General features: G+C 70.9%; 17 protein-coding genes. 10 read left to right on the top strand and 7 right to left on the bottom strand.

From position 1 onward, the window contains the following. Positions 1-70: 70 nt before the first annotated feature. Positions 71-2,017 carry a DNA topoisomerase (ATP-hydrolyzing) subunit B gene (gene gyrB, locus O7622_RS04270; protein ID WP_282311949.1) on the bottom strand — a complete coding sequence of 649 codons (1,947 nt, stop codon included), beginning with the start codon at positions 2,015-2,017 and terminating at the stop codon, positions 71-73. Between the two features lie 547 nt (positions 2,018-2,564). Between gyrB and O7622_RS04265 the strand changes: the two genes are divergently transcribed. Next, positions 2,565-3,119: a hypothetical protein gene (locus O7622_RS04265; RefSeq protein ID WP_282311948.1), complete on the top strand. Its 555-nt coding sequence runs from the start codon at positions 2,565-2,567 to the stop codon at positions 3,117-3,119. Here O7622_RS04265 and O7622_RS04260 read toward each other — a convergent pair. Beyond that, on the bottom strand, positions 3,104-3,607 hold the full coding sequence (locus O7622_RS04260; RefSeq protein WP_282311947.1) for a MarR family transcriptional regulator: 504 nt from the start codon (positions 3,605-3,607) through the stop codon (positions 3,104-3,106). The genes O7622_RS04265 and O7622_RS04260 overlap by 16 nt on opposite strands. Before the next feature lie 82 nt (positions 3,608-3,689). Between O7622_RS04260 and O7622_RS04255 the strand changes: the two genes are divergently transcribed. Then, positions 3,690-3,929, top strand: coding sequence for a hypothetical protein (locus O7622_RS04255; protein WP_216927903.1), 240 nt, complete (start codon positions 3,690-3,692; stop codon positions 3,927-3,929). Here O7622_RS04255 and O7622_RS04250 read toward each other — a convergent pair. From O7622_RS04250 to dnaA, 5 genes are all read right to left on the bottom strand, one after another. Next, on the bottom strand, positions 3,920-4,426 hold the full coding sequence (locus O7622_RS04250; RefSeq protein WP_282314032.1) for a DciA family protein: 507 nt from the start codon (positions 4,424-4,426) through the stop codon (positions 3,920-3,922). The two genes, O7622_RS04255 and O7622_RS04250, sit on opposite strands and share 10 nt — an antisense overlap. Positions 4,427-4,514: 88 nt before the next feature. Beyond that, a complete protein-coding gene (recF, locus tag O7622_RS04245; RefSeq protein WP_282311946.1) occupies positions 4,515-5,648 on the bottom strand; it encodes a DNA replication/repair protein RecF in 1,134 nt (377 codons plus the stop codon). Positions 5,649-5,664: 16 nt separating this feature from the next. Further along, positions 5,665-6,537: a phosphogluconate dehydrogenase (NAD(+)-dependent, decarboxylating) gene (gnd, locus tag O7622_RS04240; protein ID WP_282311945.1), complete on the bottom strand. Its 873-nt coding sequence runs from the start codon at positions 6,535-6,537 to the stop codon at positions 5,665-5,667. Between the two features lie 39 nt (positions 6,538-6,576). After that, positions 6,577-7,710, bottom strand: a complete 1,134-nt coding sequence (dnaN, locus tag O7622_RS04235; protein ID WP_282311944.1) for a DNA polymerase III subunit beta — start codon at positions 7,708-7,710, stop codon at positions 6,577-6,579. Positions 7,711-8,801: 1,091 nt separating this feature from the next. Further along, positions 8,802-10,625 carry a chromosomal replication initiator protein DnaA gene (gene dnaA / locus O7622_RS04230; RefSeq protein ID WP_282311943.1) on the bottom strand — a complete coding sequence of 608 codons (1,824 nt, stop codon included), beginning with the start codon at positions 10,623-10,625 and terminating at the stop codon, positions 8,802-8,804. Between the two features lie 594 nt (positions 10,626-11,219). On the opposite strand from dnaA, the gene rpmH reads away from it, so the two are divergent. From rpmH to O7622_RS04190, 8 genes are all read left to right on the top strand, one after another. After that, positions 11,220-11,357, top strand: a complete 138-nt coding sequence (rpmH, locus tag O7622_RS04225) for a 50S ribosomal protein L34 (RefSeq protein WP_013289388.1) — start codon at positions 11,220-11,222, stop codon at positions 11,355-11,357. 34 nt (positions 11,358-11,391) lie between these two features. After that, positions 11,392-11,805 carry a ribonuclease P protein component gene (gene rnpA / locus O7622_RS04220; RefSeq protein WP_282311942.1) on the top strand — a complete coding sequence of 138 codons (414 nt, stop codon included), beginning with the start codon at positions 11,392-11,394 and terminating at the stop codon, positions 11,803-11,805. A 44-nt stretch (positions 11,806-11,849) separates the two neighbouring features. Then, positions 11,850-12,089: a membrane protein insertion efficiency factor YidD gene (gene yidD, locus O7622_RS04215; RefSeq protein ID WP_282311941.1), complete on the top strand. Its 240-nt coding sequence runs from the start codon at positions 11,850-11,852 to the stop codon at positions 12,087-12,089. After that, positions 12,090-13,091: a membrane protein insertase YidC gene (yidC, locus tag O7622_RS04210; protein WP_282311940.1), complete on the top strand. Its 1,002-nt coding sequence runs from the start codon at positions 12,090-12,092 to the stop codon at positions 13,089-13,091. A 210-nt stretch (positions 13,092-13,301) separates the two neighbouring features. Further along, positions 13,302-13,892, top strand: a complete 591-nt coding sequence (locus O7622_RS04205) for a R3H domain-containing nucleic acid-binding protein (protein ID WP_013289385.1) — start codon at positions 13,302-13,304, stop codon at positions 13,890-13,892. Between the two features lie 380 nt (positions 13,893-14,272). Beyond that, positions 14,273-14,986 (top strand): 16S rRNA (guanine(527)-N(7))-methyltransferase RsmG, encoded by a 714-nt coding sequence (rsmG, locus tag O7622_RS04200; protein WP_282314031.1) that lies wholly within the window; start codon positions 14,273-14,275, stop codon positions 14,984-14,986. A 245-nt stretch (positions 14,987-15,231) separates the two neighbouring features. Next, complete coding sequence (locus tag O7622_RS04195; RefSeq protein WP_282311939.1) at positions 15,232-16,569, top strand: AAA family ATPase; 1,338 nt, start codon at positions 15,232-15,234, stop codon at positions 16,567-16,569. Between the two features lie 27 nt (positions 16,570-16,596). Next, positions 16,597-17,637, top strand: coding sequence for a ParB/RepB/Spo0J family partition protein (locus O7622_RS04190; protein ID WP_282311938.1), 1,041 nt, complete (start codon positions 16,597-16,599; stop codon positions 17,635-17,637). Positions 17,638-17,933 lie beyond the last annotated feature (296 nt).

The following is a 17,933-nucleotide window of genomic DNA, read 5'->3' as shown; positions in this document are numbered from 1 at the left end:
CCAGGCTGTGGATAACTCTGTGGACTACCGGGCCGGCCGGTGGATCGCCGGCCGACCCGGGGCGAGTCCGTCAGATGTCCAGGAACCGCACGTCCTTGGCGTTGCGCTGGATGAACGACCGGCGAGCCTCGACGTCCTCGCCCATCAGGACGCTGAACAGCTCGTCCGCGGTGGCGGCGTCGTCGAGCGTGACCTGGCGCAGCGTACGCGTGGCCGGGTTCATCGTGGTCTCCCACAGCTCGGGGTAGTTCATCTCGCCGAGACCCTTGAACCGCTGGATGTCGTCCGGGCGGGCGTTGGGCTTCTTCTGCTGACGCAGTGCGATCAGCCCGTCGCGTTCCCGGTCCGAGTACGCGTACTGGGCGTCGTCGCCCTTCTTGTTCCACTTGATCTTGTAGAGCGGCGGGGCGGCCAGGTAGACGTGCCCCAGCTCGACCAGCGGCCGCATGAACCGGAACAGCAGCGTGAGCAGCAGCGTCTGGATGTGCTGGCCGTCGACGTCGGCGTCGGCCATCAGCACGATCTTGTGGTAGCGCAGCTTCTCGATGTCGAAGTCGTCGTGGATGCCGGTGCCGAGCGCGGTGATCAGCGCCTGCACCTCGTTGTTCTTCAGCACCCGGTCGATGCGGGCCTTCTCCACGTTGAGGATCTTGCCGCGGATCGGCAGGATCGCCTGTGTACGCGGGTCGCGGCCCTGCTTGGCCGAGCCGCCGGCCGAGTCGCCCTCGACGATGAAGACCTCGGACTCGCGCGGGTCGGTGGACTGGCAGTCGGCCAGCTTGCCGGGCATCGAGCCGGACTCCAGCAGCGACTTGCGCCGGGCGAGCTTGCGCGCCTGCTGGGCGGCGATCCGGGCCCGGGCCGCCTGGGAGGCCTTCTGAATGATGATCTTCGCCTCGGCCGGGTTGCGGTCGAACCAGTCGACGAGCGACTCGTTGCAGACCCGCTGCACGAAGCCCTTGACCGGGGTGTTGCCCAGCTTGGTCTTGGTCTGTCCCTCGAACTGCGGGTCGGTGAGCTTGACCGAGATGATCGCGGCCAGGCCCTCGCGGATGTCCTCACCGGAGAGGCGCTCGTCGCCCTTGAGCAGCTTCTTCTCGGCGCCGTAGCGGTTGACGACGCTCGTCAGCGCGGCCCGGAAGCCCTCCTCGTGGGTGCCGCCCTCGTGGGTGTTGATGTTGTTGGCGAAGGTGTAGACCGACTCGCCGTACGACTCGTTCCACTGCATGGCGATCTCGACCGACATGCCCGTCTCCTCGGCGCCGAACTCGACCACCGTCTTGTGGATCGGGCTCTTGGAGGCGTTGAGGTGCCGGACGAAGTCGGCGATGCCGCCCTCGTAGTGGAAGGTGACCTCGCGGGTCTTGCCGTCCTCGTCCTCCGGCACCCGCTCGTCGAGCAGGTGGATGGTGAGGCCCCGGGTGAGGAAGGCCATCTCCTGGAGGCGCCGGTAGATCGTGTGGAAGTCGAAGTCGACGGTCTCGAAGACGTCCGGGTCGGGCCAGAAGGAGACAGCCGAACCGGTGCGGTCGGTCGCCTCGCCCTTCTCCAGCGGCGTCGGCTTGGAGTGGTCGTACCGCTGGCGCCAGACGAAGCCGTCCTTGTGGATCTCCACGGCCATCCTGGTGGACAGCGCGTTCACCACGGAGACGCCGACGCCGTGCAGGCCGCCGGAGACGGCGTACGCCTTGCCGTCGAACTTGCCGCCCGCGTGCAGCACGGTAAGGGCGACCTCGACACCCGGCTTCTTCAGCTTGGGGTGCAGGTCGACCGGGAAGCCACGGCCGTTGTCGGTCACCCGGACACCGCCGTCGGCCAGCAGCACCACGTCGATGGTGTCGCAGTGCCCGGCCAGCGCCTCGTCCACCGCGTTGTCGACGACCTCCCACACCAGGTGGTGCAGACCGCGCTCGCCGGTGGACCCGATGTACATACCGGGCCGCTTCCGGACCGCTTCCAGGCCTTCGAGAACGGTGATGGACTCGGCACCGTACTTCTTGTTGTCCTCCGCTGCCACGCTCGGCCACTTTCTCGCACCGGCCGCGCGTGGGCGCGGGGCGCGGGTTCGGCGGACAGGACGCGACGTCGGCGCGCATGGACCGCCCCTGGGATCGCCAGGCTCGGATCATGCACGCCGGGCGCCGCGGTTGCCCGCGGATCGCGATCGGCTCGGACCCGATGCGGGACTATGATCGAGGGCTCATGCGGGCCCCGGTCCGTCGCTCCGTCTCGGGTCTTTCGTCTCGCCCTCAATCTTACTGTGCGGAGCCGACCAAACCGCCACTCGGCACCCTCTCCGAGGCGGCTGAGAATGCCGTAGCCGGACGAACCGCGTCGCCCACGACTCCCCCTACACGCCATTGGGGCGGTACCGCGCCACCGGCCACCGTGAGCCACGACGGTCATCCGACCGGTGATCGGCGGCTGCCCCGACCGGGGGTCGCGGCCGGGCCCGGCGTGCCGTAGCTTTTGCGGCGCCGCCGTTGCGGTCTTGATCTTTTGCGCCCGGAACCGGGACGATCGTCGGAGATGGTCCGAAAACGCTTGGTGAGAGGTGACGCCAGATGGGGCTGGACAACGTCGCGGTGCACTGGCCGCGGACCGGCCGCTTCTACGATCCGGTCGCGCCGGCTGAGTTCGTGGACTTCGGCGAGATCGTGGACATGCCCCGGATCTCCGCGCCGACCGCGGCGCTCGCCGAGCTGATCGCGAAGACCGGCACGGTACGCGCGACCGCGTACACCGAGTTGGTCGACCTGATCCTCGGGCTGGAGAATGTGCTCTACGCCACGGAGAACGCGGTCGAGGACGAGGACCCGGTGATCGACCCGGACGGCTGCTCCTGGATCGCCGAGGGCGTGGAGAAGTTCGTCACACGGCACCGGCCGTACGGCGAGCCGGTCACGTTCGAGTCGGTGAGCGAGGTGCTGCGCGCGTTGCTCGGCGACGGGCGGCTGGCCGAGCAGCAGCTCCGCTGGCTCGACAGCCGGCTCGACCGGCTGCGGGACGAGAGCGGCGATCCGCCGCAGTGGAACTTCACCTGCGCCGAGCTGAGTGTGCTGGCGGCCTTCTACCGGCGCTGCGCGGAGCGGGGCTTCGCGGTCTACGCCGACGCCTGACCGGGCGCACCGGCCGGGCGGGGCCCGTGCGAACCCGCCGTGGTGGCCCGGTTGGCTGCCGCGATCACCTCGGTCAGTGCCGTGTGCAGGTGCCGCAGGTCGGCCGGCGGCAGGCCGAGGCGCTGCACGATGGCCGGCGGGATCCGCTCGGCCTGCGCCCGCAGCGCCTGCCCTTCGGCGGTGAGGGAGACGGCCAGGCTGCGCTCGTCGGCGGCGTCGCGTTCCCGCCGGATGTAGCCGGCCGCCTCCAGCCGCTTGAGCAGCGGTGACAACGTGCCCGGGTCGAGCTGGAGCAGCCGGCTCAGCTCCCGCCCGGACAGCGGCGCGTGCTGCCAGAGCGCCAGCATGACCAGGTATTGCGGGTGGGTGAGCCCCATCGGTTCCAGCAACGGCCGGTAGACAGCGACGACGCCGCGGGCGGCGACTGAGAGCGCGAAGCAGACCTGCTGCTCCAGCGCCAGGGGGTCCTCCTCGATGCCGTCGATCACTGGTGTCCTCCTCGTCGTCGTTGCGATGGTAGCAATGATTGGTGTACCAATGGTTTGTACACAAAACAGGGAGGGCGGCGGGATGAGCGACGACGAGCAGGTGGGCGACGCCTCCGGCAAGGGCGGCCGCCTGTTGGGCTGGGTGTTCCGCAACCTCGCCGGCCCGTCTCAGGTGCAGGGCGCGGTGCAGGGCGGCTCGCAACTGGCCCGCGAGGCCTGGAAGCAGGACCTGGAGCGCCGCAAGCAGTGGAGCCGCGAGCAGCGCGAACTCAAGCGCGCCCGGCGGGAGGCGCGGCGTTCGGGCGGTGTCGGTCAGCCGTAGGTGTCGCGAGGGCCGCGCCCGCGTACCCGTCGGGGACCGCGCGACCACGACGGCGCCGCCGGCCCGTGGATGTGCAGCTTGCGCACCACGTTGTGGCCCACCTCGCGGGCGATCTGCTGCAACAGCGAGCCCGCCAGCAGGCGCAACTGGGTCGCCCACGCCGTCGAACGCGCCTCCACGGTCAGCTCGCCGTCCTCCAGCTTGACCGGGCGGCTGTGCTGCGCGACCTCCGGGCCGACCACCTTCTCCCACGCGCCGAACACCGTCGCCTCGGCCGCCGGCCGCTGCCAGCCGCGCGCCTTCATCAGCTTGTCCAGCACCGCGCCGAGCGGCTGCGGGTCGCGCGGATCCGGACCCGGGCCGGAGTAGCCGCGCAGCCGCTTCTCGCCGTCGCCGCGGACCGCGCCGCGCCGCCGCGGCGCCGCCGCCTGCCGCCGGGCCTTCGCCGCGTCGAGCACCGCCCGGGCCAGTTCCGGCCCGCTCGTGCCCTCCGGCAGGTTCGCGGCCGGCTCACCGTCCGCGGGCTTTCCCGGGGTACGCGCGTCGCGTCCCGGCCCGAGCCGCGCGGGCGGGAGCTGCACCTCGTCATCCGGCACGTCGCACCGTCCCCTCGCCCACCGCGTACCGGGTGCCACGCAGCGTCGCCGGCACGTCGTCGTCCACGGCACAGGTGACGAGAAGCTGGCTCGCGCCGCCGACCAGCTCGGCCAGCCGTTCCCGCCGGCCGGTGTCCAGCTCGGCGAAGACGTCGTCGAGCACCAGCACCGGCTCGATCCCGTCGGCGCGCAGCAGGTCGTACCCGGCCAGCCGCAACGCCAGCGCGTACGACCAGGACTCGCCGTGGCTCGCGTACCCCTTGGCGGGCAGCGGGCCGAGCGTCAGCGCCAGGTCGTCGCGGTGCGGGCCGACGAGCGTGGTGCCGCGCTCGATCTCGGCGGCCCGGTTCGCGGTGAGCGCGGCGGCGAGCGCCTCCGCCAGCGCCGCGCGGTCGGCACCGGGTTCGGGCAGCTCCACCGAGGGCCGGTACGCGATGCCGGCCGCGCCGCGGCCGGCCGCCACCGCGTCGTACGCCTTCGCCACGTGCGGGGTGAGCGCGGCCACCAGTTCCAGGCGGCCGGCGAGCAGGTCCGCGCCGTGCTGCGCCAGATGCGCGTCCCACACGGCCAGCGTCGACAGGTCACCGCCGCGTGTGCCACCGGTCTTGCGAGCGAGGTACGACGTACGCAGCAGCGCGTTGCGTTGCTTGACCACACGCTCGTAGTCGGCGCGGACACCGGCGTAGCGGGGCTGGCGGGTGACCAGCAGGTCGTCCAGGTAGCGGCGGCGTTCGGCCGGGTCGCCGCGGACCAGCTCCAGATCCTCCGGCGCGAACAGCACCAGGCGCAGCACGCCGAGCACGTCCCGGGCGCGCCGGGCCGGGGACCGGCCGAGCCGGGCCCGGTTGGCCTTGCCCGGCACGATCTCCAGCTCGATCAGCAGTTCCCGGCCCTCGTGCACCACGGCGCAGCGGATCACCGCCGAGGCGGCGCCCATCCGCACCAGCGGGGCGTCGGTGGCGACCCGGTGCGAATCCAGGGTCGCCACGTAACCCAGCGCCTCGACCAGGTTGGTCTTGCCGACGCCGTTCGCGCCGACGAGCACGTTCGGCCCCGGCTCCAGGTCGACGCCGACGCGCTCGTACGAGCGGAAGTCGACCAGTTCGAGCCGGCGGACGTACACAGCCCGTGGATACCGGTCAGCGCTTGTGGACGGCGTGGCCGCCGAACTGCTGGCGCAGCGCGGCGACGGCCTTCATCGCGGGCGAGTCGTCCTGCCGCGAGGCGAACCGGGCGAACAGCGACGCGGTGATGACGTTGAGCGGCACGGCGAGCCGGACCGCCTCGTCCACGGTCCAGCGGCCCTCGCCGGTGTCCTCGGTGTAGCCGCTCAGCTCGGCCAGCTCCGGGTCCTCGTCGAGTGCCCGGTCCAGCAGGTCGAGCAGCCAGGAGCGCACGACGGTGCCCTCGCGCCACGACTTGAACACGCCGGGGACGTTCGTCACCAGCTCCGATGCCGCGAGCAGCTCGTAGCCCTCGGCGTACGCGTGCATCAGGCCGTACTCGATGCCGTTGTGCACCATCTTGGCGTAGTGGCCGGCACCGACCGGGCCGGCGTGCACGAAGCCGAACTCGCCCTCGGGCTTGAGCGCCTCGAAGATCGGCATGAGGCGCTCGACGTGCTCCTGCGCGCCGCCGACCATCAGCGCGTACCCGTTCTGCCGGCCCCAGACGCCGCCGGAGACGCCGACGTCGATGTAGCCGATGCCCTGCTCGTTCAGCCGCTCGGCGCGCGAGGCGTCGTCGCTGAACCGGGAGTTGCCGCCGTCGATGATGATGTCGCCCTCGCCGAGCACACCGGCGAGCTCGTCGATGGTGGCGTCGGTGACGCCGGCGGGAACCATGACCCAGACCGCGCGGGGCGACTGGAGCTTCTCGGCAAGCTCGGCCAGGCTCGCGGCGTCGCTGATCTCCGGGTTGTGGTCGTAGCCGACCACCTCGTGCCCGGCGGCGCGCAACCGCTCCCGCATGTTGCCGCCCATGCGGCCGAGTCCTACCAGGCCGAGCTGCATCTGCTCCTACCTCCGTACGTCAGGGTCGTGCTGCTGCGATCAGCGGGACACGCGGATCGGCATGATGAGGTACCGGTACCCCGGGATGACGTCGCCATCCTCGCCTGCCGGGGAGATGACCGCGGGCTTGAACGCGTCGACGAACCGGAGCAGGGCGTGCTGCGCGCCCAGGTTGGCCAGGCCGTCGATGAGATACTGCGGGTTGAACCCGATGGTCAGCGGCTCGCCGCTGAAGGCGGCCTCCATGGCCTCGCTGGCCCGGGCCTCCTCGGTCCCGCCCGCCTCGACCACGAGACCGTCGGCGCTGAAGCTGAGGAGCACCGGGGTGGTGCGCTCGGCGACCAGCGCAACGCGCTTGACCACCTCGATGAGCGCGGCGACGGCGACGCGGGCCTCGGCATTGTGGTCGGCCGGGAACAGCGAGCGCACCGGCGGGTAGTTGGCGCCGTCGAGCAGCCGGCTGGTGGTCCGGCGGGTGCCGCCGGAGAAACCAATCATGCCTTCACCGGCACCGCCGGAGGAGAGCGCCATGGTGACGTGGCCGCCGAGCGGGCCGAGCGCCTTCGCGGTGTCGTGCAGCGTACGGGCCGGCACCAGCGCGTTGAGGCTGATCTCCGGGTCGTCCGGGTTCCACTCCATCTCGCGCAGCGCGAGGCGGTAGCGGTCGGTCGCCAGCATGGCCATCGTGCTGCCGCTCAGCTCGATCCGCACACCGGTCATCATCGGCAGCGTCTCGTCGCGGCCGGCGGCCACCGCCACCTGGGCCACGGCGGAGGCGAAGGCGGCGGCGTCGACGGTGCCGGCGCTCTCCGGCATCTCCGGCAGCGTCGGGTAGTCCTCCACCGGCATGGTGGGCAGCGTGAACCGGGCACTGCCGCAGACCAGTTCGAGGTGGGCGCCGACGGCGGCGATGTCCACCGGCTTGGCCGGCAGGGCCTTGGTGATCTCGGCGAGCAGGCGGCCGGAGACCAGCGCGGCGCCGTCCGCGTCTCCCTGCACCTCGACCGTCACCTGGCTGGAGACCTCGTAGTCGAAGCCGGAGACCTGGAGGTTGCCGTCGGTGACGCGGAGCATCACCCCGGCCAGCACCGGTACGGAGGGTCGGTTGGGCAGGCTCTTGGCGGTCCACGCGACCGCCTCGGCGAGCGCGTCGCGCTCCACTCGGAACTTCATCAATGCCTCCGCGTCGACGTCAGCGACAACTCTCTCATGCCGACCGCTGCCACCCGTCCCGCCCGACCGTGCGGGTACCCATCGCACCTTAAGGCGCTGGGGCATCGGCTGTGCGCCCGACCCCGTGGATCCAGGTGCCCCGGGCGACTGCCGACGGCAGTGCTCCGGCCCGATCCACAGGAAGTCCAACGGTGATGATTGGTTTTTGTTGTTTAGAAGAGATAACTCATCGTCTTCATCGCACCTGTGCAAACTGTGGAGAACCGGCGTCCTCGCAGGTCAGACACCTTATCCACAGGTGGGTTGGCTGGGGATAACCAGGGGTGAAACTCGTGTCCCGGTCCACAGCCCTCGCCGGCCGCCGGGTTTTCCACGGCTGTCCACCGGTTTTCCACCGGTAATCCACCGGTCTTCTCCCCAGCGCTGTGGACAGCGCCGACAGGGTCGAGAGCCGTCATCCCCAGAACCTTCAACAGCCCGCCCACAGGCAAACCGTCGTCTGGGGACAACGTGGTCGTCATCCCCAGGCATCCACAGCGTTGTCCCCAGGAGTTGTCCACAGTCTGTGGGTAACCGGCCGAGTGCGAAGCGTGGTTTTCCACTGCCTGTGACACAGGGGCTGTGGACAACGGGTACGAGCTGTGGACGAGCACACGACAGATCCTGGGCCCTCCACCGGGTCGAGGGTCAACATTTCCCCGCTGTCGGCTACTTGCCACCCGCCCGAGCCCACCCCCACTCGGGCTGATCATGAAGTTGGCGGCATCTGGCGTCCGGTTTGTCGCCGCTAACCTCATGATCGACGCGAACGGTCGGCCGACGCGAACGGTCGGCCGACGAGGACGGGACCGTGGCGGTGGGCGGTTGGTGTGGCGCCGATGAGGGCACGCCTGGGGCGTGATGCTCGGCTCTGGCGAGAATCCTGGTGGGAAACGGCCGCTATCAGGGCGCCACGATCTGCGGGGATGTTCGCGCGTCCGTCGCTCCTTGTCGACCAAGGAGTTCGGGGCAGGAAGGGCGTGTCTCCCCGACACGAACTCCTTCGTCACCGCTGGAGCAGCCGGGTGGCGGGAGCAGCGGGGGCGGGGCGGTCAGGTGTTCTGCTTGATGCGGTTGGTCAGCTCGGCGATCTGGTTGTAGAGCGAGCGCCGCTCCGCCATCTGCTGACGGATCTTGCGGTCCGCGTGCATCACCGTCGTGTGGTCCCGGCCGCCGAACGCCTGCCCGATCCGGGGCAGCGACAGGTCGGTCAGCTCGCGGCACAGGTACATGGCCACCTGACGCGCGTTCACCAGCACCCGGGAGCGGGAGTGGCCGCGCAGGTCCTCCAGGCTCACGCCGAAGTAGTCGGCCGTGGACACCATGATCTGGTCCGCGGTGATCTCCGGGCCGGCGCCGTCCGGGATGAAGTCCCGCAGCACCTCCTCGGCCAGCGACAGCTCGACCGAGGATCGGGTGAGGCTGGCGAAGGCGGTGACCCGGATCAGCGCCCCCTCCAGTTCACGGATCGAGTTCGAGACCCGGGACGCGATGAACTCCAGCACGTCCGGCGGGGCGAACAGCCGCTCCTGCGCCGCCTTCTTCTGCAGGATCGCGATCCGCGTCTCCAGGTCCGGCGGCTGGATGTCGGCGAGCAGGCCCCACTCGAACCGCGTACGCAGCCGGTCTTCGAGGGTCGCCAGCTGCTTCGGCGAGCGGTCGGAAGTGATCACGATCTGCTTGTTGGCGTTGTGCAGCGTGTTGAAGGTGTGGAAGAACTCCTCCTGGGTCCGCTCCCGGTTCTCCAGGAACTGGATGTCGTCGATCAGGAGGATGTCCACGTCCCGGTAGCGGCGCTGGAACGCGCTCGTCTTGTCGTCGCGCAGCGAGTTGATGAAGTCGTTCGTGAACTCCTCGGTCGAGACGTACCGGACCGAGCGTGCGTTGCCGAGCGTCGTGGCGTAGTGCCCGATGGCGTGCAGCAGGTGGGTCTTGCCCAGCCCGGAGCTGCCGTAGATGAACAGCGGGTTGTACGCCTTCGCCGGCGACTCGGCCACCGCCACGCTCGCCGCGTGTGCGAACCGGTTGGACGAGCCGATGACGAACGTCTCGAACATGTACTTCGGGTTGAGCCGGTTGCCGCCGCTCTCCGTACCGCCGGGGAGCCTGCGGTCGGCCTGGCCGCCGGGGCGGTGGTGGTCGGCGCCACCACGGCCGGGGCCGTTGTCGGTGGCGCCGTCGCGGGGCAGGCCGCGCATCGGCGCGGGGTCGGCGGCCGGGCTCTCCCGGTAGCGGGGCTCGTATCCGCCGGCGTCTGGTACGGGCGGCTCGATGCGGGTGCGCTCGTCGAACGCGCGGCGTTCGGGCGCGGTGCGCACCGGCTCGGCGAACGCGGCGCTGAAGAGAGTGTCCTGCGCGTCTCGGCCCGCCGGGATCAGGTGCGGGCGGCCGCCGTCGGCGGTCCGCTGGCGTGGCGCCGGTTCGTCGAGCGGCTGCTCCGGGCGCGGTTCGGCGTACCCGGACTCGGCGTACCCGGGTTCCGGGCGCGGCGACGGGAAGGCCGGGGCGGACGCGGGCGGGCCGGGCTGGTCGAACCCGGGCAGCGGGGCGGCGTCGTGCTCGGGCAGCTCCGGGCCGGTGCGGTAGACGGTGCCGGCCGGGCGGGCGCCCGGGTCCTCGGAGACCCGCACGGTGACGGCCACCTGGATCGGCCGGCCGAGCCGGCGGCTCAACGCCTCGGTGATGGCCGGGCGGAGCCGGGACTCGATCACGTCCCGGGTGAAGGCGTCCGGCACCGAGAGCAGCGCGGTGTCCTCGACGATCGCCCGAAGCCGGGTGAGCCGGAGGTACGCCCGTTGCTGCGCGGAGATGATCTCGTCGGCGAGTTCGTCGGTGGTCGCCGTCCACACCGCGGCGAGGTCGGTCGCTCCGGTCACCGTCGTGCCACCCCCTCGCCTGCTCCTTCTCACGCCCGCCCGGACGGCTGACCGGTCGTCATCCACAAGTTATCCACAGCCTGTGTACCGACCGATTGTGGCCGCCCACCGGACGCGGGTCGGACCTGCCCCCCTCGATCCAGGGAGGCGTTGAAGCGGGTTCACCGTGCCGAACGATTCAACAGCGTGTCCGGTCTTGCCGATCGGCGACAAACCCCGGACCCCCGACAAACCTCGGACCCCCGACGCCGACCGCAATCGCGCACGCTAACAGCGCGGACCCCACAGCATCAACCGGCGACACTCTGACGACCTTGGCAACATCAGTGAAAAGCGCCCCTTCGGTCGCCCTTGCCCGCAGGTCGGACGCCCGAGTGTGACGTTTGACGGTCATTGCGCCCCTGCGTAGGCTGGAGCGGCTGCTCTCTCGCCCTCTGCTAGGGTGATTGATGCTTGCTGTCCGTGGCTGTCACCCCGCATCGCCGGGGAGCGTGTCACGGCAGCGCCGATCGGAGGTCACCGGCAGGTGATCTGGACCAGCACACGACCCCGGGCGATCCGCCGCGCGGGGCGTACGACAACGGAGAGCCTGACGTGAGCAAGCGCACCTACCAGCCGAACAACCGCCGGCGCGCGAAGACCCACGGCTTCCGGCTGCGCATGCGCACCCGTGCCGGCCGCGCCATCATCTCGACCCGTCGCTCCAAGGGCCGCGCCCGCCTGTCGGCCTGACGCCGACAGGTCCGGTCCGGGGACGTGGGCAGTCGTGCTGGCCGCCGCGCAACGACTGCGGCGCAGTAACGACTTCGCCGCAGCGGTTCGCGGTGGCCGACGCGTCGGCCGCGGCGCCGTCGTGGTCCACCTGACCCTCCCCGAGCCGATCGGCACCACCGCGACACTCCCGCCGGAGCCGGCGCGAAGCAGCGGTGCGGAGACCTCCGCACCGAGCCGCGCCGGCTTCGTCGTGTCCAAGGCCGTCGGCGGCGCTGTGGTCCGCAACAAGGTCCGCCGACGGCTCCGGCACCTGGTCCGCGAGCGGCTGGCCGAGCTGCCCGCCGGCACCACCCTCGTGGTACGCGCGCTGCCCGCATCGGCCGACGCGACGTACACCCGGCTCGGGGCCGACCTGGACGCGGCCATCGCCGCCGCGCGGGCCCCCCGGGGACGGCGGTCGCGGTGAGCGGCCCGACGACGGCGACTCCGTCGCCCACAACCGGTGCCCGCATGCTGCTGGCGCCCATCATCGCGTACCGTCGGTGGATAAGTCCGGCGCTGCCGGCCCGCTGCCGGTTCTACCCGTCGTGCAGTGCCTACGCCGTCGAGGCGGTGTCCCGGCACGGTGCGCTGCGGGGATCCTGGCTGACGGTCCGTCGGCTGTCGCGCTGCCACCCCTTCCACCCTGGTGGACACGACCCGGTTCCGGAGCCGGGCGACCGCCGCCGTTCCGACGTGACTGGAGCCTGAGTGTTTAGTCTCGACTGGATCTACTACGCGATTTCGTGGATCCTGCTGACCTGGCACTCGGCCTGGGACGCCATCGGAGTTCCGGTCGGGGCCGTGATCGGTACGAACTGGGCCTGGATCCTCGCCATCGTCTTCCTGGTGGTGACGGTCCGGGTGATCCTGTTCCCGGTCTTCGTCAAGCAGATCAAGTCGCAGCGTGCCATGCAGGCGCTCCAGCCGAAGGTCAAGGAGCTCCAGGAGAAGCACAAGGGTGACCGGGAGACGCTCCAGAAGGAGATGATGGAGCTCTATCGGAAGGAAAAGGCCAACCCGCTCATGGGCTGCCTTCCGATGTTCCTCCAGATCCCGGTCTTCCTGGGCCTGTTCCACACGCTGCGCCGCCTCAGCCCCGACAACCAGGGCAAGACCCTGTACGGCTGGACCGTCGACCAGTTCAACAGCGCCTCCAACGCGACGCTGTTCACCGCGCCGATCTCCGGCAAGTTCGGCTCCACGGCCGAGGAACTGAGCCGGCTGGGCGCGAACACCGGCACGGTCAAGGTGGTCGCCGGCATCCTGGTGCTCATCATGATCGCCACCACCTATCTGACCAGCCGTCAGATGATCCTCAAGACCGGGTGGGCCGAGGATCCGCAGCAGCGCATGGTGCAGCGGCTGATGCTCTACGGCATCCCGCTGTCGCTGCTGATCTCGGGCGCGATCTTCCCGATCGGTGTGATCATCTACTGGGTCACCAACAACCTCTTCACCCTCGGCCAGCAGCAGTGGGTGCTGCGGAAGTTCCCGCCGCCGCCGACCGCGAAGAGCACCAGCGCCGCCAAGAGCACGGGCGGCAAGAGCCCGATGCAGCCGGCCAAGACCGGTGGCCTGTTCGGCCGCAAGGCGGCCCAGCCGCCGGCGAAGGCTCCGGCCGTCGCGCCGAAGGTGGCCGGCCCGAAGCCGGGCGCCAAGCCGGTCAACCCGAAGAAGGGTGGCAGCAAGCCCGCCAAGCGACAGGGCTGAGCCCACAGGGCCACCGTCGCGACGTCGGCGGTGGCCCGTTCCGGCCGCGTGCTGCCATCCGAGGAGTCGGCGCCGGGCCGGAATCGCCGCGCGGAGCGCGGACACGGGCGAAACTGGCCCGTACAGACGTGCCCGAGGGCACCCGGCGACCCTCCCGCCGGCCCCGGGAGACCAGCGGACCCCCGACGGTCCGGCCGAGCGAGTACGGAGATGAGACCCGTGACCGAGACCAGCATCCCCAGCGCCGACCAGTCCCTGGACGAGGAGACCCCCGTTACCGCCGCCACCGAGACCGAGGACGCCGCGGGCGAGGCCCGGGAGAAGAAGGCCCCGGCCGACAGCGACCTGTTCCGGCAGAGCGAGATCGCCGCCGACTACGTCGAGGGTCTGCTGGACATCCTCGACTACGACGGCGACATCGACGAGCTGGTCTCCGGCGGCCGCCCCGTCGTCGAGGTCGTCGGCGGCCGACTCCAGAACCTGGTCGGCCAGCGCGGCGCGACACTGGAGGCGCTCCAGGAGCTGACCCGGCTGGCCGTGTTCCGTCAGACCGGCACTCCGAGCCGGCTGCTGCTCGACGTCGGCGGCTACCGGGCCGCCCGGCGTAAGGAACTGGCCGCCGTGGCGAAGAACGCGGTCGAGAAGGTCAAGGAGCACGGCGAGCCGGTGCGCCTGGAGCCGATGTCGGCGTTCGAGCGCAAGTGCGTGCACGACGTGGTGAACGCGATGAGCGGGGTGGAGAGCGAGTCCGAGGGCGTCGAGCCCAACCGCCGCATCGTCGTCCGGCCGGTGGCGGACTGAGGTCCGTGATCTCCGACGAGACGACGGCAGGAGCCGTGACCGGCCCGGGCGGTACGCCGCCCGGGCCGTCGGCTGTGCGCCCCGACAACACAGCCGACCCGGTCTTCTCCGATGACGACGGGCCGGCCGACCCGGCGTACCCGGGAAGGGCCGTGACCGACCCCGGCGAGCCCGCCTTCTCCGGCGAGCCGGCGGTGGTGACCGGGATCGAGCCCGCCGACCCGGCGGTGGACGTGACACCCGCCTTCTCCGGTGAGCAGGCGGCGGACATGACGCCGACCGACCCGGCCGCGGTGGCCGACCCGGTCTTCGCGGAGCCGTCGGCGGACGCACCGTCCCTCGTGGACAGTGACGCCGCGCCCGATCCGGCCTCGGCGACGCTGCCCCCCGAACTGGCGGAGGCCGCCCGCGCGTTGTTCGGTGACCGGCTCGACCTGGCCGCCGCGTACGCCGAACTGCTCGCCACCGACGGCGTGGTGCGCGGCCTGATCGGCCCCCGCGAGACGCCGCGCCTGTGGGAGCGGCACCTGCTCAACTGTGCGGTGGTGGCGGAACGGATCCCGGATGGTGCCAGCGTGATCGACGTCGGCTCCGGCGCCGGGCTCCCAGGTCTGGTGCTGGCGATCGCGCGTCCCGACCTCACCGTGACGCTCGTCGAGCCGCTCGCCCGGCGGACCGCCTTCCTGATCGAGGCGGTACAGCGTCTCGGCCTGACCCGGGACGTCCGTGTGTTCCGTGGGCGGGCTGAGGAGGCGGCGGCCGGCTCGCGTGATCGGCAACCGCTGAGCGCCGACATCGTGACGGCCCGCGCGGTGGCGCCGCTGGACCGGCTCGCCTCCTGGTGTCTGCCGCTCGTGGCTCCCGGCGGCCGGCTCGTAGCGCTCAAGGGCGCATCGGCGGCCGACGAGATCACCGAGCACGCCGAGGCCGTGATCCGCCTTGGCGGTGGGACGCCGGAACTGCATCGCTGCGGCGAAGGGGTGATCGAACCCCCGGCGACTGCGGTCGAGGTGGTTCGGGAGCGAGTGGTCAACCCGCGCCGTCCGAAGAAGCCGAAGCGGTCGCGTGGCGGTCGCCGCCGCGGCGACCGTTGAGCCGGTACGCCATTCCACCCGCCCGATCCGGTCGTTGGACCGGTGGGCGTGACGCGATCGATCGCAACCCGACATGGACCCACCGCGCCCGTCGGCCGTAGGCTGACCGCGCGTCGATAGTGTGGAACGGCGGTGCCGGGCGGCACCCGAACCCGACGGTTCCCGCCGAGCCGACGGCGCCGTGCGAGGCGCGGGCGCGATTCGACGGGTGCGGACCGACCATCCGGAGCGGGTAGGGATGACAGGTGCATGACGACGGCAGGTACGACGATCCACGGTTGACCGGACCAGGAGGCGAGCCCTCCGCCGACCCCGTTTCACGTGAAACCAACTACCAGGAGTGGACGGTGAACGAGTCCGGCGAACCGTCCTCCCCGTACCCGGCTCAGCCGTCCAAGCGACGGGAGTCGTCGACCGGCGGGCCCGTGCGTCCCGTGTCGTCCGTGCCGGCGAACGTACCGCCGGCACGCGACCCGCTCGACCCGGCCGACGGTCCGGTGAACGCACCGACCCCGCGCCCGCCCGTGGTGCGGGCGAACGCCGTGGTACCCACCCGCTACGAACCCCAGCCGCCCGTCTCGGCCGTGCCGTTCCAGGCCGTCCCCGAGGTCGCAGTGGCGCCGTCCGACACGCCACAAGCGGACGGGTACGGGGACGAGGCAGACGCCAGCACGTACGTTTCACGTGAAACCCCGACGCGCGAAGAGGATGATCCACCGTTGGCTATGGAGGCGATGCGCGCCGTGCAGATCCTGAATCCCAGTGGCGAGGTCACCATGCCGCGCCCCGACCGGACCCGGGTGATGTGCGTCGCCAACCAGAAGGGCGGCGTGGGTAAGACGACCACCACCGTGAACCTCGCAGTGGCGCTCGCGCTGCACGGCAACCGGGTGCTCGTGGTCGACCTTGACCCCCAGGGAAACGCCTCCACCGGTCTGAACGTGCCGCACCACACGGGCGTGCCCGACGTGTACGACTGCCTGATCGACAGCGTGCCGCTGGAGGAGGTGGCCCAGGCGGTCGAGGGCATTCCGAACCTGTGGTGCGTACCGGCCACGATCGACCTGGCCGGCGCCGAGATCGAGCTGGTCTCGGTGGTGGCCCGGGAGTCGCGGCTGGCGCGGGCCATCGCCGCGTACCCGGGTCACTTCGACTACGTCTTCATAGACTGTCCGCCGTCGCTCGGCCTGCTCACAGTCAACGCGCTCGTGGCCGCGCAGGAGGTGCTGATCCCGATCCAGTGTGAGTACTACGCGCTGGAGGGCCTCAACCAGCTGATCAACAACATCAACCTGGTTCGTCAGCACCTCAACCCGAAGCTCGAAGTCTCCACGATCCTGCTCACCATGTACGACAGGCGTACCCGGCTGGCCGACGCGGTGGAGCAGGACGTCCGGAACCACTTCGGCGACAAGGTGCTCCAGGCCGTCATCCCCCGCAACGTGCGTGTCTCCGAGGCACCGAGCTACGGCCAGTCGGTGATGACCTACGATCCCGGTTCGCGGGGGGCCACGAGCTACTTCGAGGCCGCCCAGGAGATCGCGGAACGAGGCGTCAAGGAGCCGGTGAGCCGGAATGCGTAGTGCGGAGATGTCGCTGGGAGGCGTCGCATGAAGAACCGTCCCCGCGGCGGACTGGGCCGAGGGCTCGGCGCCCTCATCCCCACCGGCCCGGTACCGGGCGCCGAACCGGCCGCCGTCGAGCCGGAGTCGTCGGCCACCGCCGCGTCGCCGTCGGCTCCGGTCGCCGGCGCGACCGCTGCCATCACCGGCGGCGTCGGGAGCACCCCGTTTCCGGCCGTCGAGCCCGAGCCCCAGCTGAGCCCGGTGCCCGGCGCCCGCTTCGCGGAGATCCCGGTCGACGCGATCGTGCCGAACCCGAAGCAGCCCCGGCACGTCTTCGACGAGGAGGCGCTGGAGGAACTGAAGACCTCGATCCAGGAGGTCGGCTTCCTCCAGCCGATCGTGGTTCGCCAGCTCGACCCCGAGAAGTTCGAACTCGTGATGGGTGAGCGGCGCTGGCGTGCCGCCCAAGCGGTCGGCCGGGAGACCATCCCCGCCATCGTCCGGGACACCAAGGACGACGCGATGCTCCGGGACGCGCTCCTGGAGAACATCCACCGCGCCAACCTCAACCCGCTCGAAGAGGCAGCGGCGTACCAGCAACTGCTGGAGGAGTTCGGTGCCACGCACGAGGAACTGGCCCGGCGAATCGGCCGCAGCCGCCCGCAGATCTCCAACACCATCAGGCTGATGAACCTGCCGCCCGCCGTGCAGCGCCGGGTCGCCGCCGGTGTCCTGTCTGCCGGCCACGCCCGGGCACTGCTCAGCCTGGACAGTGCCGAAGCGCAGGAGGCGCTCGCGGAGCGGATCGTCCGCGAGGGCATCACCGTCCGCGGCGCCGAGGAACTGGTGCACCTGGCGCTCGCCGAGGAGCCGGCGAAGACCGCCGCCGCCAAGCGTCGGCCGAAGCCGCACGCCCCGGCGCTCACCGATCTCGCGGACCGGCTCTCGGACCGGTTCGACACCCGGGTGAAGGTCGACATCGGCCGCAGCAAGGGCAAGATCACGATCGAGTTCGCCACCGTCGACGACCTGGAGCGGATCGTCGGCATCATCGGCGTGGGCGAGGACGGGCAGCCCGAGGCGTAGCCCGCTCCTCCGGTCTGATGATCCGGCCGCACCACCCGACGAGGGGGTGCGGCCGGATCTGCATCTGGGGCTTGCTTTCGCTGCCGCACCTGCGGAGTCGAGATGGGCAGTCCGCTTTCTGATCGCGTCGAGGTCGGTCGGCTACCGCTCGTCACCCGTGGTTTCACGTGAAACGGGGAGCGCGGCTGAGGCGTGTGGCGCTCACCTCGCGGGTCTCCGCGGAACGTGCTCGGAGGCATGCCGTTTTCGATCGGCCATCCGAGTAGGCGCTCGACGTCAGACGAGCCGGTTACGAC

It is taken from the genome of Micromonospora sp. WMMD1076, from assembly GCF_029581475.1.
Taxonomy (GTDB): Bacteria; Actinomycetota; Actinomycetes; order Mycobacteriales; family Micromonosporaceae; genus Micromonospora; species Micromonospora aurantiaca.
Note: the sequence above shows the minus strand (reverse complement) of the source record. Positions and strands in the feature narration are given on the sequence as shown.